The organism is Gephyromycinifex aptenodytis (genome assembly GCF_012277275.1).
Classification (GTDB): Bacteria; Actinomycetota; Actinomycetes; order Actinomycetales; family Dermatophilaceae; genus Gephyromycinifex; species Gephyromycinifex aptenodytis.
Window position 1 is genome coordinate 2,002,315 of the sequence record NZ_CP051155.1, and the last position, 15,061, is coordinate 2,017,375.

12 protein-coding genes are annotated in these 15,061 nt (G+C 67.2%); 3 read left to right on the forward strand and 9 right to left on the reverse strand.

Translation table 11 applies throughout. The annotated features are described in order from the left end of the window. Window positions 1–70 precede the first annotated feature (70 nt). A complete protein-coding gene (locus G9V96_RS08665) occupies window positions 71–946 on the reverse strand; it encodes an Fpg/Nei family DNA glycosylase (RefSeq protein WP_168582673.1) in 876 nt (291 codons plus the stop codon). 9 nt (window positions 947–955) lie between these two features. Beyond that, window positions 956–2,014 carry an App1 family protein gene (locus G9V96_RS08670; RefSeq protein WP_168582674.1) on the reverse strand — a complete coding sequence of 353 codons (1,059 nt, stop codon included), beginning with the start codon at window positions 2,012–2,014 and terminating at the stop codon, window positions 956–958. Window positions 2,015–3,143: 1,129 nt separating this feature from the next. On the opposite strand from G9V96_RS08670, the gene G9V96_RS08675 reads away from it, so the two are divergent. Continuing rightward, complete coding sequence (locus G9V96_RS08675) at window positions 3,144–4,268, forward strand: YihY/virulence factor BrkB family protein (protein WP_168582675.1); 1,125 nt, start codon at window positions 3,144–3,146, stop codon at window positions 4,266–4,268. Window positions 4,269–5,183: 915 nt separating this feature from the next. On the opposite strand, the gene G9V96_RS08680 is transcribed toward G9V96_RS08675, so the two are convergent. After that, on the reverse strand, window positions 5,184–6,605 hold the full coding sequence (locus G9V96_RS08680) for a sugar porter family MFS transporter (RefSeq protein ID WP_168582676.1): 1,422 nt from the start codon (window positions 6,603–6,605) through the stop codon (window positions 5,184–5,186). Between the two features lie 795 nt (window positions 6,606–7,400). Here G9V96_RS08680 and G9V96_RS08685 point away from each other — a divergent pair. Then, complete coding sequence (locus G9V96_RS08685) at window positions 7,401–7,622, forward strand: hypothetical protein (protein ID WP_168582677.1); 222 nt, start codon at window positions 7,401–7,403, stop codon at window positions 7,620–7,622. Window positions 7,623–7,684: 62 nt separating this feature from the next. On the opposite strand, the gene G9V96_RS08690 is transcribed toward G9V96_RS08685, so the two are convergent. After that, window positions 7,685–8,935, reverse strand: a complete 1,251-nt coding sequence (locus G9V96_RS08690; RefSeq protein ID WP_168582678.1) for a Gfo/Idh/MocA family protein — start codon at window positions 8,933–8,935, stop codon at window positions 7,685–7,687. Between the two features lie 55 nt (window positions 8,936–8,990). Beyond that, complete coding sequence (locus G9V96_RS08695; protein ID WP_168582679.1) at window positions 8,991–9,356, reverse strand: hypothetical protein; 366 nt, start codon at window positions 9,354–9,356, stop codon at window positions 8,991–8,993. Between the two features lie 248 nt (window positions 9,357–9,604). Here G9V96_RS08695 and G9V96_RS08700 point away from each other — a divergent pair, with 248 nt between their 5' ends. Further along, window positions 9,605–10,471, forward strand: coding sequence for a TIM barrel protein (locus G9V96_RS08700; protein ID WP_168582680.1), 867 nt, complete (start codon window positions 9,605–9,607; stop codon window positions 10,469–10,471). Window positions 10,472–10,649: 178 nt separating this feature from the next. Here G9V96_RS08700 and G9V96_RS08705 read toward each other — a convergent pair whose 3' ends face one another. The 4 genes from G9V96_RS08705 to iolC all read right to left on the reverse strand — a co-directional run bounded on the left by G9V96_RS08705 (window position 10,650) and on the right by iolC (window position 15,061). Further along, window positions 10,650–12,152, reverse strand: a complete 1,503-nt coding sequence (locus G9V96_RS08705; RefSeq protein ID WP_168583929.1) for a CoA-acylating methylmalonate-semialdehyde dehydrogenase — start codon at window positions 12,150–12,152, stop codon at window positions 10,650–10,652. 127 nt (window positions 12,153–12,279) lie between these two features. Then, window positions 12,280–13,173 carry a 5-deoxy-glucuronate isomerase gene (gene iolB, locus G9V96_RS08710; RefSeq protein ID WP_168582681.1) on the reverse strand — a complete coding sequence of 298 codons (894 nt, stop codon included), beginning with the start codon at window positions 13,171–13,173 and terminating at the stop codon, window positions 12,280–12,282. Then, window positions 13,170–14,087, reverse strand: a complete 918-nt coding sequence (locus G9V96_RS08715; RefSeq protein ID WP_449727783.1) for a class I fructose-bisphosphate aldolase — start codon at window positions 14,085–14,087, stop codon at window positions 13,170–13,172. The genes iolB and G9V96_RS08715 overlap by 4 nt, the downstream gene beginning before the upstream one ends. A gap of 8 nt (window positions 14,088–14,095) precedes the next feature. Next, entirely contained in the window at window positions 14,096–15,061 is a 966-nt protein-coding gene (gene iolC / locus G9V96_RS08720; RefSeq protein WP_168582683.1) for a 5-dehydro-2-deoxygluconokinase, read from the reverse strand.

A 15,061-nucleotide genomic window follows, 5' to 3' on the forward strand; every position in this document is an offset into this window, starting at 1 on the left:
AGGTTTCAGCGGCGCGGGCCGGGAACATGCGTTGCCCTGAACGGCCCGTCCGGAGGGGTCGGGTCCAGTGTTACTTCAGCAGGCGCGACATTCGTCGGTCGGCCAGTGGTTTGCCTCCGGTCTGGCACGTGGCGCAGTACTGCAGCGAGGAGTCCGCAAAGGACACCTCCCGGACGATGTCCCCGCACTCCGGGCAGGCCTGCCCAGTGCGGCCATGCACCCGCATCCCGGCCCGTTTCGCATCCTTGAGTTCCTTGGCGGGTTTGCCTGCAGCAGCGCTGACTGCCCCCTGTAACGTCTCCCGCAATGCCAGATACAGCCGCTCAACCTGCTCAGGGGTGAGTTTCGAGGCGAGCGCGAACGGTGACAGTTTCGCCACGTGCAAGACCTCATCGGAGTAGGCATTTCCGACACCGGCGATGACGCTCTGATCCCTCAGGACGCCTTTGATCTGGGTGCGGCGCTCGCCGAGGATCTGCGCGAAGACTTCCCGGGTGAAGGACTCAGCCTGCGGGTCGGGGCCGAGGGAGGCGATGCGCGGCACGCTGGCCGGATCTTCGACGAGATACACCGCCAGGCTTTTCTTCGTACCCGCCTCGGTCAGGTCGAAGCCGCTGCCGTCATCGAAACGCACCCGCAGCGCGATGGGTGACTTACCCGGTCGTAGTCGGGCTTCGGGCAGGGAATCCGACCAGCGCAACCAACCGGCCCGGGCCAGATGAAACACCAGGTGCAGTCCATCGCAGTCGATATCGAGGAACTTTCCGTGCCGGCGCACCGCGCTCACCGGCAACCCGGCGAACGCTTCCGGCGGTGGCGAATACGTCTTCAACACCGCAATCGAGCCGAGTTCGACACCCGTCACCACCCGGGGCCCGCCCGCGGTGGGAACCAGTCGCTCGGACAGGAAGTGAACCAGCGCGCTTACCTCTGGCAGTTCAGGCATCGAGTCACCTCAGCTCTGGGCGAGGACTGCCCGCAGCTTGGGCAGCAACCCGTAACCGTCTGGTGCCCGCACCACCGGCACGGGGCGGTGCACCCGCGCAGCGAAGCCCTCGTTTGAGACGGGAATACCGTGACTCAGCACCTGTTCAGCGGCGGTCAGTTCGCGAATCCCGATGGCGCGCACCACATCGGGCCGATCCCGAGCGAAGTCGCCGTAGATCTTCGGGTCGTGTTGCCCGTCATCACCCACCAGAACCCATCGAATCTGCGGGAATTCACGAGCCAACCGGTGCAGGTTGACCCGCTTGTGCTCCTGGCCGGAGCGGAACCAGCCAGTGTTCGTCGGGCCCCAGTCGGTCAGCAGCAGCGGCCCCGCCGGGTACCCGTGACTACGCAAGAAGCGCGTCAACGTCCCGGCCGTATTCCAGGCACCCGTCGACAGGTAGAAGATCGGAGCGCCCGGGTGGTCGGCGAGCAACTCCCGATACATGGGCGCCATGCCCTGCACGATGTGCCGGGCCTGCTCCTGCCGTACGAAAGTGTTCCAGGCAGCGATCAGCGGACGAGGGAGCGAGGTCGTGATGACCGTGTCGTCGATGTCGCTGACCAGCCCGAAACGCACCGCCGGGTCGACGATGTAGACGCTGGCCGGCACCGGAAGGCCGCCTTCAGCCGCAATTGTCACTTCATGCCAGCCGGGGGGCAGGTCGTGCCCTTCAATAACCACGTCGACGTATCCACTGCGGTCGGTACGGGCCGAATGCTCCTTGCCGGCCACCACGATCCTCACCGGGGCGTACATCACCTGCGCAGTAACGAAAGCCCGCCAGCCGCGCACCCGGTCCGAAGGTTTCATCGTGTAGTCGTCGCCCTCAGGGTCGGCCACATCGGAACCGATCTCGTTCGGGTGCCGCGACAGCAGCACCCGACCCAGCACTCGTACGAATTCGGTGGAGCCGTAGCCGGTGAGCCCAACCGCGCGGGCTTTCCAGCCGCGTGAGGCGAGCACGCTGTTCATTCGTTGGTTCCAGGCGTCCTCGATGAGGGCGGCTGCATGTGGTCGAGCCATGGCACGACGGTAGTGGATGAAGCGCCCACGGGCCCCCTGGCGCGGCGCGGGTGTGCTCACCCAAAGGTCGGTGAGGACCCGTGCGTTTACCTCGTGCGGTGTTACGGCTCCCGCACCCTCGCCAGCCCCGTCGCTTTCCACGCCGAAGGGCGGCACGGTCGCCGAGTTGCGGCGACCAGTCCCACCTGGATCGGAGCGCAGTGTTCTGCTCACCTGGACCAAACGCGGCGACGACCCGGCGGCATGTCGGCATGCTGCGGCCGACCACCTCCGCGGGACCGGGATTGGTCTCCTGGTGTCACCGCGACACGGCCTGGCGATTGCAACTGCGAAGAACGGTGACTGCACCTGCTCCCCACCAGCTCGCCCTGCGTGACGACGTTGTCTATCGATGACCCGCGTTGTCCCGGCAGAGCGCCAGTGGCACCGGCCGGGCCGGCGCTTCGCCCGCGCCCTTCAGAGAGCGCGTCGCCCAGCGCCCCTCACCCGCCTCCCTCGTCGCCACCCCTGCCCTTGTTCCGCCTCGGTCACCTCCGCTCGGGCTCTCGCCCAGCGAGCTCGCTCTGTCCCCAGCCCCGGGCCCGCCTCGTCCGGCGCGTTCGACGAGGGCCCTGGCCACCTCCGCGGCGGCCGCAGGAACGGTCGTCTTAGGCCACCGTCCGTAACGGACGTTCAATGGAGACCGAGGTAGACCCTCAGTTCCGCCCAGCCGCCGCCGATGGGAGCAGAAGCAGCGGTGAGCACGCAATGGCTGCCTGCAAGGGGGGACAGATGGTTGGGGGGAAACCATGGATCGAGCGATGACGGAGTTCGTGCCCGGGCGCGACCGGGCCACGTCACGGCGCGGCTGGTTGAGCTGATGAGCCAACCCGAGGAACGCCGCGGCCCGACCGCGCGCTGCGACGCCTGGGTTTCCCGGCCCACCCGATGCAGCTATCCGGTGCAGACCCGATCCGCCGCCCCGGCCCGGAGCCGCTGGCCGCGCAGGTCAGGAGTCACCCGGAATCACCTGAATCCTGTTCGCCCTCTCGGGGTCACGTGCCGACACACGCACGGCCTGGACGATGTGTGGTCTGCGCGACACGCGGGTAGTGTCGTTACGCAGCCCAATACATTTCTGAGGAGCACCATGTCCGAAGCCGAAGGCGCGGCGGCCGCGAAAGCGCAATCCGCCCCCCATCCGGACGACCCCCGTAAGCCGGATTCTCCTGACGAGCTCCACAAGCCGTCTTGGAAGTACACACTCAAAAAGTCGCTCATGGAGTTCAGCCGCGACCAGTGCACCGATAGCGCCGCGGGTCTTACCTACTTCGCCGTCCTATCCCTTTTCCCCGCCCTGTTGGCCCTGATTTCACTCCTGGGTGTCTTCGGGCAGGGAACGGATTCGGTGAACAAGATCCTGGACATCGGCGGTCAGTTCCTGCCGGCGTCCTCCCTGGACCAGATCCGACCCGTCGTTGAGTCGATGGTGCAGACGCAGGCAGCGGGCTTCGCGCTCGTCACCGGTCTTCTGGTGGCACTGTGGTCGGCATCGAACTACGTGAACGCGTTCAGCAGGGCCATGAACCGCGTCTATGAGGTTGACGAAGGTCGACCTATGTGGAAGCTGCGCCCCCTCATCCTGGCGCTGACCCTGGTCATCCTGCTGCTGGTCTGCCTCGTCCTGGTCGGCCTCGTGGTCAGCGGTCCGGTCGCCCAGACTGTCGGAGACCTGCTCGGCATGGGTGGCACTGCGGTGACCATCTGGAACATCGCCAAGTGGCCCGTCATCCTCGTCGTCGTCATCATCATCGTGGCCTTGCTCTACCACGTGACCCCGAACATCCAACAGCCGAAATTCCGGTGGATCAGCGTCGGCGCGGTCATCGCCCTACTGGTGTGGGGTCTGGCATCTGCTGCATTCGGTTTCTACGTTGCCAACTTCGGCAGCTACAACAAGACCTACGGTTCCCTTGCCGGAATCATCGTCTTCCTGCTGTGGCTGTGGATCACCAACAACGCGCTGCTGTTCGGCGCTGAGGTGGATGCCGAGATGGAGCGCGCACGTCAGTTGCAGGCTGGCATCAAGGCGGAAGAGACCATTCAGCTGCCCCCGCGCGACACAAAGCAGAGCGAGAAGGCGGCCAAGAAGCGCCAAGAGGCCATCGAAAGCGGTCGCCAGATCCGCCTCGAGGCCGAGGCGCACAACGCTGACAGCAGCGACGAAGCGCAAGCTCCGCGCACCGGATCCTCCAGCGCCAAGAAGAAGGCCTGACGCGACCCGTCAGCGGAGAGTACGGCTGGCAGCTAGTACCACCAGCAGTTAGTACGACGAAGGGCCGGGCAATATGCCCGGCCCTTCGTCATGCGCTGACATGCTTCGTCGGCTACGACGCCAGTCGGCACAACAGCGCGGACATCTCCGGGCTGCGGAGTGGCTACCGGCCGCGGTGGCCCTGGCCATGCGCGGCGCGACTGAGAACGTCTGTGCGATGAAAACGTGTAGAGCCCAGCCCGGTGGGAGAGGACGGGAAGGATGGGAAGGCGGCCATCGCCAGTGACGGGATTCGTCCCAGGACACCCCAGCACCGGCATGGCCGGCCCAGTCAGGAGAGTCGAGGGATGCGCTGAGTGATCTGGTCGTCATCTTGATCCCTGACCAGGTGCAGCGCGACGTGTATGCCCAGGACCGGGCACGCAGGTTCTGCGGGCTATATCTCCGGCCCTCCTGTCGAGGTGCGACATTCCGGCCTCGACGTACCTATCTTTCCCGGCAGTGGTCACGCATGACACCGTGCGCGGGGCGATCTCCTCGACCAGGACGGCCAAGCTGCGCGGCAACTCCAGCTCAGGGGCCGCTGCCGGGGCGGCTGATACAGGCTGTGCGCATGGCGCTGGCTGCCGTAACCGATACCGGCGAGCCTGCGCGACTGGCAAAGATACGCAGGCATCCTCTTCGCCACGTTGCAGTTCCACGGTGAGGTGGCCGGCACAAGTCGCACTGGGGAGCGGAGGCGCCCAGGGCCGAGGGGAACCCCAGCCATGCCGCGCTCAAGCAGGGGTGCGTACGCGATCGCTGGCGGGCGAAGACGCTGGTCGACCAGACAGATAAGAGGCATCCCTTGGCGCGAACCGACAGTGCGTCGGGCCAAGGGATGCCTCTCGATGTGCGCTGAGGCGAACGGTCAGGTCACAGACGCCCACCCGAGGCGAAGTGCTGCTCGAGCTCCTCAAGCGAACGGCCACTGGTGTTGGGCAGGCACTTGACCAAGAAGATCAAGGCGATCAGGCCGATCACGAAGAACAACCCGAACATGCCCTGCAGTCCGAAGGCGGCGGTGATGATCGGGAAGGAGAAGGTGAGCGCTGCGTTCATCAACCACATGCACAGGATCGACACGCCCATGCCGAAGCCGCGCACCCGCAGCGGGAACATCTCCGACAGCGCCACCCACACCGGGGCGTTGAGGCAGCACTGCATGAAGAACACGAAGGTCACGCAGAGCACGAGGATGACGTAGGCACGGGTGGTGCCAGCCGGCAGGACCGTCGCGCAGATGGCGATCAGGCCGTGGATCGTGGTGGTGGCGATGAAGCCGAAGATGATCAGCTTGCGTCGGGGCACGCGGTCGATGACCACGAAGAGGCACAGGGCCGTACCGACCACGGCAAGCACGCCGTTGGCGACGTTGGCGACGATCGCCGCGTCCGCAGAGAAGCCCGCGTCAGTGAGCAGTTGCGTGCCGTAGTACATGACCGAGTTGATGCCGGTGACCTGCTGGGCCATGGCCAGACCGCAGCCGATGAGCACGAGACGCCGGATCCACGGGATGGACATGTCGGCCCAGCCGCCGCTGTGGGCTTCCTTCTCCACCTGCGCGAGAAGCTCGACCTCGGCCATCTCGGCGCGGGCGCGGTCTTCGGAGCGGACCTGCATGAGGACTTGGAGGGCCTCGTCGTGGCGGTTCTTGGAGATGAGCCAGCGCGGGGACTCGGGCATCTTCATCATGCCGAAGAAGAGGCAGACCGCGGGGATAGCGCAGATGACGAGCATGTAGCGCCACACACCATCGTGGTGTCCCCACACGTTCGCGATGATCGCGTTGATGATGAAGGCGAGCATCTGGCCGATGACGATGGCCAGCTCGTTGCGACCCGATAGGGCCCCTCGTCTCTCGGTGGGTGCCAGCTCTGCCAGATAGACAGGAACGGTGGCCGATGCTGCACCGACGGCCAGACCCAGGATGAAGCGTCCGAGGAGAAGGATGTTCAGCCCAGGGGTGACCACGCAGACGACCGCGCCGACGAAGAAGACGACCGCGATGCTAGTCATCGTCTTCTTGCGACCGAGGTTGTCGTTCAGGCTGCCAGCGAGGACGGCACCCAGTGCCGCGCCGATGAGCAGGGTGGCGGTGACCAAGCCCTCGGTGGTGGCGGTGAGGCCCAAGTCGCGCTTCATCGGCTCCAAGGCGCCGTTGATCACTCCGGTGTCATAACCGAAGAGCAGGCCACCGAGGGTCGCCACGATGGCGATGGTGTCGAGGCGTCTCTGGTGGGGGCCAGGGCGCAGCGGAGGCAGGGCCAGGGCGCCTTCACTAAGGGGGTGGGACATCTTCGTCTCCTTCTGCTGACCGCGGATCGCGGTCTCGATGCGTCAGCGCACGACGCGGTGGGAAGAGTCAACCTCCGGATTGCAAGACTGTCAACCTATTGTCCTTACATTTTAGTGGAGTCGCCCCCTTACCGCCCCAAGAACGAAGGCCTGCGGGCACCAGGGGCCAGCTCGCGAGCTCGCTTCTCGCCACCGCCCGATGGACGAGCGTGGCTTCACAACCTTGTCGGCGCCAACCCCACGCGGCTCGTGACCTGAGGCTGCGAGCCCCCCCCTGTGCCCAGCTGTTCCCCCTGACTCACCCAAGCGATCTCGTCGTGGCGCCCGTCACGGACCAGGCCAGAGGAGACTCGCAGCATGCTCGCCCACCAGGTGAGCGCGGTGCGGGCTGCGCCCCATGGTGACGGCGACCAGGACCGCGCCCCGCGCGACGTACGTGAACTCAACGCCGGACCACCCGTCTCCGAGGGGCGGCAAGGGGGCCCATCGCCTGGCGAGGCAACCGATGCTACTGACGCCGTCTTGGTTGGAGATCGCCCTGCTCTGGCTTGCCGTCCGGACTCTCAGGCGGCGACGCGTTGACGATGCCGGGACAGCCTGTTCCTATCGCTTCCCCCGGCAGGGCATTACGAACGGCTCGCGGGTGGGCGAGCGGATTCGTCATACTTTTGCGTCCGGACGGCAGGAATGGTTAGTATTGCCTTTGTCAGGACAAACTCTGGCGAAACTCCACCACGATGGCCGTGCAGGACGGGGCCATCAGGACCTCCTTCTGTCGGCAAGAGAGAAGGAACGTTGTCCCACACCCTCGTCGAGAACGCCCGCACCACGCAGGCGCAGCCGACCCTCACCACCTCCGGCGCGCAGGCCATCACGATGGCCGCCCTAGTCGTCGTGCTGACGGTCGTCGGGGCCGTGGCCTCCTCCTCCGTCATCATCTTGAGCGCGCTCGTGCCCCTGATGGGCACCCTCGTGGCCTACTTCCTCTGGAGCGCCCGCGAGGTCAGCCGCGTCTGAAGCACCCCGCAGCACCGCAGTGGCCCGCCCCTCCTGGGACCGGGCCACTGCTGCGTCACCGCTCAGACGTCGTATGTCGTGCGCCCCGATACCGCCGGCACGGTCTCCCAGGCACGAGAGGCCGCCGCGCGAACCACGGCCTCGTCCACCTCGGCAGCCGACCAGGCGTCGGCGGCCGACGGGGCGATCTGCTCACCGGTCAGCACCGAGCGCATGAAGTCGCGGCCCTCAACCACCTTGAGGTCGTCGAAAGACATGTTCTGCCCGGGGCCGGGCTGGAAGCGGGCGTACTCGCCGTGATCCGGACCGGCCATCACGGTCGTGTAGCCGTGGGTGTCACCGCCGTCGCCGAGCAGGACCTGCACCTTGGACTGATCCTCGAAGTTCCAGCGCACAGAGCCGTTGGTGCCGTACACCTCAACGACGTACTCGGCGCGCGGGCCGCGGGCCACGCGGCTCGCCTCCATCGTGCCGACCACGCCGGACTCGAAGCGCGCCAACATGCCGACGTAATCCTCGTTGCCGACGGGCCCGTGCTCGGTGGACACCTTGACCTTGGCGTGGCCGACGCCCTGCTCGAGTGGGATCGGACGGTCAACGATAAAGGTGTCGGTGAGAGCGGCAACCTCACAGACGCGGCCGACGAGGAACTGCGCAAGGTCAATACCGTGCGACATCAGATCGCCGACGACGCCGGCTCCCGCGGTCTTCTTGTCATAACGCCAGGTCAGCGGACCCTCCGGGTCGCTCGCGTAGTCAGCGATGAGCCAGACGCGCACGTTGGTGACCCGGCCGAGCCGACCATCGCGGATCAGCTGGCGGGCGAACTGCACGCCTGGGGCCTGGCGGTAGTTGAAACCGACGCCCGTCACCAGCCCGGCCTGCTCGGCCGCCTCGGCGATCTCGCGAGACTCCTCCGCCGAGACACCCATGGGCTTCTCGATCCAGAAGGGCTTGCCGGCCTTGACGGCCGCGAGCGCGATTTCTTTGTGCAGGAAGTTCGGCGCGCAGATCGACACCGCCTCGACCTGCGGATCAGCCAGGAGCTCGCGGTAGTCCGCGAAGGCACGCTCGAAGCCGAACTGCTCCAGAGCTGAGGCCCGAGCCCCCTCGACCGGGTCGGCCACCGCAACGAGACGGGGACGGACCCGCAGCTCGGGGTAGTAGTCGGGCAGAGCCTTGTAGGCCCGCGTGTGCAGGCGCCCCATCCAGCCGAAGCTGATGACGCCCACGCCCAGGTCACGCAACACGGGTGGGGCGGTGTTGTCGACGGCCGGGGTCTCCGGTCGTTCCTCGATGCTCGCCTCAGTCATGAGTTCAGCTCCTTTTCGATGCGTTCGCGCATACGGACGCGGATGGCGTCCATGTCTACTGGATGACGTATTCGTCGCCGTCGGCGGCGCGGATCTGGCCGATCGGGCGGAAGGTGGTGCGCTCGGCGTCTTCCCGGGCTTCCCCCTGGGGCAGAGTGACCCAGCCGGCGCCGGTGATGCCGCGCGCGGGCATCGGCTTTCGGAGACGCACCTGCGCGGGCGGGAAGTAGCCGAAGGGGCCGGTCTGCAGGATGGCGAGACCCGCTTCGGCCATCGCATCCAGTGCGCGCACCCTTGGGAACTGTTGGGGAGCCTCTGGAAACGCCACAGGGAACTGGTCGGGGCTTACGTCGACGGTGAGCCTGAAGCAGCGCGGGACGAGGTGGCGCGGCGCGTCCGCGCGGGCGGTGACCTCAGCCATGAGCTGTCCTCTCCGGGCAGACCCGGCCTCGTTGTGGACCAGATGCGTCAGCGCACCCACGCAAGACGCTATCCAGGAGCAAATGTTCTGTCAATAGATCAATTGGCGCGTGACGGTGGTCTGACATGGGCCGACGCACGATTGCACCCTGCACTCACCTCAGGCGCTCGGGGCGGCTCTGGTGCTAGCAAGGTGCGCATGTGAGAATGTCAGAGCAAAGTCCTCCCTGCGTCCTCTGGAGCTGTTCAATGAAGATCTCCACCGCCCCGTGCAACTGGAACAACGGGGACATCCCCGACTTCCGCCCCTACACGCCCTACGCCCAGATGATGGACGAGATGGTCGAGGCGGGATACACCGCCACCGAGTGGGGGCCGGGCATGCCCGACGACCCTGCCGTCGTGCGCGACGAGACCGCCAAGCGGGGTCTGGAAATGGTCGGCGCATTCGTCCGCCTCGGCTACCGCGACCGTGACAAGTGGGACGAGGCTGATGCCGCCGCCCTCGCCGTCGCCGAGCGAGTCAAGGCCGCAGGCGGCTCGATCCTCGTCGCCGCCGAGCTCGGTGACGAACGCCGCGACGCCGAGGCCGGGCACGTCGACGAGGCCAACGGCCTGTCCGACGAGCAGTGGCGCAACCTGGCCGACGGCCTCTCCCACCTCGCCGACCTCCTGGAGCCCATGGGCATGCGGGTCGTGCTGCACAACCACGTCGGCACGTATGTCGAGACGGCGGCTGAGACGCGGCGTTTCCTGGACGAGACCGACCCGGCCAAGGTCGGCTGGTGCCTGGACGTGGGTCACCTGAAGTACGGCGGCGGCGACGCGATGGACTTCCTGCCGACCTACGGCGACCGGGTGGAGCACGTCCACCTCAAAGACGTCGACCCCGAGGTGCTGCGCAAGGCCAAAGCGGAGCAGTGGAGCTTCGGCGACGCCCTGCGCGGAATCATCTTCCCCGAGCTTGGTGACGGCCTCGTCGACATCAAGGGCGTCGTGAGCTGGCTGCAGGAGCACGACTACAACGGGTGGGTTGTGCTCGAGCAGGACACAACCCACCGCGCCCCCAAGGACGCAGCGCGCATCAACCGGGAGTACGTCCAGTCCATTCTCTGAGTACCGCCCGCATGGCCCTGTCGGGGGCCGCGACATCCGCCGCGTTTTGTTACGCAGGCTGAGGTCGCGGCCCCCGTCTTGTGTGCTGCGGGCTGCCACGCACACGTCGACCGGCCTTCCTCACATCAGTGTGATGAAGGAAGGCCGGTCGATGCCGCTACGGCGCTGAGAGAAGAGGTCAGTCGTTCTGCGGGAAGCCGAGGTTCAGGCCACCGTGGGACGGGTCCAACCAACGCGACGTGACGGCCTTGGTCTTGGTGAAGAAGTGGATGCCCTCCATGCCGTGAGCGTGCGTGTCGCCGAACAGCGAGTTCTTCCACCCGCCGAAGGAGTAGTACGCCATCGGCGTCGGGATCGGCACGTTGATGCCGACCATGCCGACCTGCACCTCGTGCTGGAACCGGCGAGCCGCGCCACCGTCGTTGGTGAAGATCGTCGTGCCGTTGCCGAACTCATTGGAGTTGATGAGTTCCAGGCCCTCGTCGTAGCTCTTGATCCGCACGACCGACAGGACCGGGCCGAAGATCTCGTCCGTGTAGATCGACATGTCCTTGGTGACCTTGTCGAACAGCGTCGGCAGCAGGAAGAAGCCCTCCTTGGTGCCACCCACCCAGTCGCCCTGGCGGCCGTCGACGACCAGCTCGGCGCCCGCGGCCTCACCTGCGTCGACATACCCGCGGACCTTGTCAAGGTGCGCCTTGGTGACCAGCGGACCCATGTCGATGCCCTCGCCCATGCCCTCACCGGTCTTCAACGTCGCCATGCGCTCGGTGATCTTGCCGATCAGCTCGTCGGCGATGGAGTCGACCGCGAGCAGCACCGAGATCGCCATGCAGCGCTCGCCAGCCGCACCGAAGCCCGCGTTGACGGCGGCGTCGGCGGCAAGGTCGAGGTCGGCGTCGGGCAACACCAGCATGTGATTCTTCGCGCCACCCAGGGCCTGCACGCGCTTGCCGGCCGCGACGCCACGCTCGTAGACGTGGCGGGCGATCGGGGTCGACCCGACGAAGGAGATCGACTTGACGGTTGGGTTGTCCAGGAGAGCGTTGACGGCCTCGGCGTCGCCGTGGACGACGTTCATGACACCGTCGGGCAGGCCTGCCTCGCGCCACAGGTCAGCAATTTCCATCGTGGCCGAGGGGTCCTTCTCGGACGGCTTGATGATGACGGCGTTGCCGGTGGCGATGGCGACCGGGACGAACCACAGCGGCACCATGGCCGGGAAGTTGAACGGGCTGATCACACCGACGACGCCAAGCGGCTGCAGGATCGAGTAGGCGTCGATGTTGGTGGAGACGTTCTCGGAGTAGCCGCCCTTGAGGATGTGGCCGGCGCCGCACGCGAACTCCACGACCTCCAGGCCGCGGTTGATCTCGCCGATGGCGTCCGGGTAGGTCTTGCCGTGCTCGCGCACGATGGTCTTGGCGATCTCGCCCTTGCGCTCCTCGAGCAGCTCGCGGAACTTGAACAGCACACGGGTGCGCTTGGCGATGGAGATTGCGCCCCAGGTCTTGGCGGCCTCCGCGGCCTTGGCGACGATCTCGTCGACGAGGTCCTTACTGGCTAGGTCCAGGGTGGCGATGACTTCCCCGGTCGCGGGGTTGAAGATCTCGGAGGTGCGCTCGGAGGTGCCCTCCCAGGAGGAGTGGCCGACGAGGTGGGTGATGTGAGCGGTCACGATGGTGTCCTTTGCGGTGGGTGACAGGTGAGACGAAGCAGGTGGGGCTGTGTAGGAAGGCGCGCCAGGACTGTGCCCGGCTACCGGCGGCCGCGACATCGGGCTGCGCAGGCAAGCCCGGCGATTGTCGCTACGGGCGGTAGGGCAGGCGGGGGTCGACGGGCTGGTCCTGCCAGGTGCTGCGCACCCAGGCGTGCGACGGGTCGTCGCAGATCAGCCAGGCACGGGTCTGGCCGGGGCCGGCCATCACGTTGAGGTAGTACATGTCGTAGCCGGTCGGCGCCATCGCCGGGCCGTGCCAGCCGTGGGGCACGAGCACGACATCGCCCGAGCGGACCTCGGCGAGCACGTCGATCGGACGCTCGTCGGTGCCGTAGACGCGCTGGTAGCCGATGGGATCGGGCGCGTTCCCGTCCTTGGCGGGGCCGCCACCGGCCTCAGTCTGCATCTCGAAGTAGTAGATCTCCTCGAGGGCGGTCTCGACACCCTCGCGCTCCTCATCGTGCTTGTGCGGCGGGTAGGAAGACCAGTTGCCGGCCGGGGTGATGACCTCGCAGGCGATGATCGAGTCGGCATCCAATACCCCGGGGGTGCCGAAGTTCTGCACCTGGCGGCTGGCCTGTCCGGCGCCGCGCATCTCGACGGGAACGTCGGCTTTGCGCAGGTGCTTCACCGGGAAGGGCTCCTTGGCGGGTGCCAGACACAATGCCACCCGGCCGCCCTCGGGGGCCTCGACGTCGAAGGCCGAGTCACGCCCGACATACAGCACGTCAGTCGGCCCGGAGAAGACGTCTGCCCGGCCCTGCAACTCGTAGCGCTCACCGTCGACCTCGACCACGGCGCTCGGGCAGGCCAGAGGCACCACGATGTACTCCGACCCCTGGGTGTCGACGTGGCGACGCTCCCCACGGTCGAGGTCGGCGACCAGCAGACCCGTGTGCTCCCAGCCGGGGTCGCCCGGTTGGATGCGGACGTGATATTCGGCGTTCCCGCTGGTGGTGGCGGGTTTGAACCAGTCGCTCATCGATTACCTCCGGTGGTAGCGCAGCGGGTAGTGCTGTCGCCGTGCACGAGCTGCGCGGCGACGTCGACGGCGGCGGCGACGTCCCCGTCAGGTGGGTAGAGCAGCGCTCGTCCGACGACGAGACCTGCAGCGGTCGGGCAGTCCAGGGCGGCGCCCCAGCGGTCGTAGGTCGCCTGGGGCTCGCCCTGAGGGTCACCGCCGAGCAACAGTGCGGGCATCGTCGAGGCGGCGAGCACGCGGGGCATGTCCTCGACGACGGGCAGCTTGAGCCAGGTGTGGGCACTGGTGGCGCCCAACCCGGCCGCGACGTGGATCGACATGATGACCGAGTCGGGGTCGAGGTGGTTGACCACCGCGCCGCGCTCGTCGCGTCCGGTCCAGAACGGCTCGACCAGCGCCAGTAACCCCGCGTCGGCAAGCTCGCGGATGGCCTGGGCGCTCGCCTCCAGCGTGGGGGCGGTTCCGGGGTCGTCCAGGGCGATGCGGGTGAGCATCTTGCCTCCGTCGAGCCCGCGGCGGGCGATGTCCGCGGCGCGGTATGCGGTGAACCGGTCGTCCAGCTCGAAGGTCGCACCCTGTAGGCCGCCGCGGTTCATCGAGCCGATGACGACCTTGTCTTCCAGCAGCCCGAGCAGGAGCAGGTCCTCCAGGATGTCGGGGGTGCCCAGGACGCCGTCCACGCCGGGGCGGGACAGGACCGTGGCCAGCCGGGCGAGTGTGTCGGCGCGATTGGCCATCGCCATCCGGTCGTCACGGACCCCGATTGCACCGCGCGCCGGGTGATCGGCCGCCACCAGTAGGAGCCGTCCGTCTTCACCGACGAGGGGGCGGCGCCGACGAGCGGCCCACATCTGCGCGACGCGGCCGGGCTCACGCAGGCGCGTGCGGGTCAGCATGGGTAGGTCGATCGGCATCAGGTCCATCAGCGCTCTCCTCGGCGCTCGGCGAGCAGGCGCTCGACCTCCTCTGTGGTGGGCATCGCGGTGGAGCATTCGAGGCGACCGACGACCAGGGCCCCGGCAGCGTTGGCGAAGCGGAGCATTGGTTCGAGGTCCCAGCCCTGCAGGAGTCCGTGGCAGAGGGCGCCACCGAAGGCGTCGCCTGCACCGAGGCCGTTGACGACGTCCATGAAGATCGGCGGGACCTCGACCCGCTCATCTGTGGTCTTGGCCAGGACCCCCTTGGGTCCCTGCTTGACCACGGCGAGCTCGGCGCCCCGCTCGAGCAAGGCATCGGCCGCGCGCTCGGGCTCGTTCTCCCCTACTGCGATTCGGCACTCCTCGCGGTTACCGACAGCGACGGTGCACTGACCCAACGCAGCCTCGACCTCGCGGGTCGCGGTGGCCTCGTCGCTCCAGAACATCGGTCGGTAGTCGAGGTCGAGGATCGTGTGCTCGCGCCGACCGCGTGCCTGCCAGGCGGCGTGGTGGGCGTCGCGGGAGTCCTCATGGGACAGGCCCGTGGCGGTGGCCCAGAAGATGCCCGCGTCGCGAATGTCGTCCAGCGGCATGTCCTCGGCCTGCAGGAGCAGGTCCGGGGCCTGGGGGTAGCGGTAGAAGTAGAGCGGGAAGTCATCCGGCGGAAACATCTCGCAGAAGGTCACCGGGGTCGGCAGCGAGCTCACGGAGTCCACGAAGCGGTCGTCGACGCCGAGGCGGACGAGCTCGCGGTGCACGAAGCGACCGAAGGGGTCCTCGCCGGTGCGGGTGATGACGCTGGCGCGGCGGCCGTAGCGCGCGGCGGCGACGGCGACGTTGGTGGCGCTACCGCCGAGGAATTTGCCGAAGGTCTCGACGTCCTCCAGGCCCACGCCGATCTGATGGGGGTAGATGTCCACGCCCACCCGGCCGATGGTGATGACATCGAATCCGCCGGCTGCGTCAGTCAT

What these genes read in the sequence shown, in the direction of transcription:
- G9V96_RS08665 (WP_168582673.1), bottom strand. Translation starts at nt 946, where the DNA reads ATGCCTGAACTGCCAGAGGTAAGCGCGCTGGTTCACTTCCTGTCCGAG.
- G9V96_RS08670 (WP_168582674.1), bottom strand. Translation starts at nt 2,014, where the DNA reads ATGGCTCGACCACATGCAGCCGCCCTCATCGAGGACGCCTGGAACCAA.
- G9V96_RS08675 (WP_168582675.1), top strand. Translation starts at nt 3,144, where the DNA reads ATGTCCGAAGCCGAAGGCGCGGCGGCCGCGAAAGCGCAATCCGCCCCC.
- G9V96_RS08680 (WP_168582676.1), bottom strand. Translation starts at nt 6,605, where the DNA reads ATGTCCCACCCCCTTAGTGAAGGCGCCCTGGCCCTGCCTCCGCTGCGC.
- G9V96_RS08690 (WP_168582678.1), bottom strand. Translation starts at nt 8,935, where the DNA reads ATGACTGAGGCGAGCATCGAGGAACGACCGGAGACCCCGGCCGTCGAC.
- G9V96_RS08695 (WP_168582679.1), bottom strand. Translation starts at nt 9,356, where the DNA reads ATGGCTGAGGTCACCGCCCGCGCGGACGCGCCGCGCCACCTCGTCCCG.
- G9V96_RS08700 (WP_168582680.1), top strand. Translation starts at nt 9,605, where the DNA reads ATGAAGATCTCCACCGCCCCGTGCAACTGGAACAACGGGGACATCCCC.
- iolB (WP_168582681.1), bottom strand. Translation starts at nt 13,173, where the DNA reads ATGAGCGACTGGTTCAAACCCGCCACCACCAGCGGGAACGCCGAATAT.
- G9V96_RS08715 (WP_449727783.1), bottom strand. Translation starts at nt 14,087, where the DNA reads ATGCCGATCGACCTACCCATGCTGACCCGCACGCGCCTGCGTGAGCCC.
- iolC (WP_168582683.1), bottom strand. Translation starts at nt 15,061, where the DNA reads ATGACTGACGCAGCCGGCGGATTCGATGTCATCACCATCGGCCGGGTG.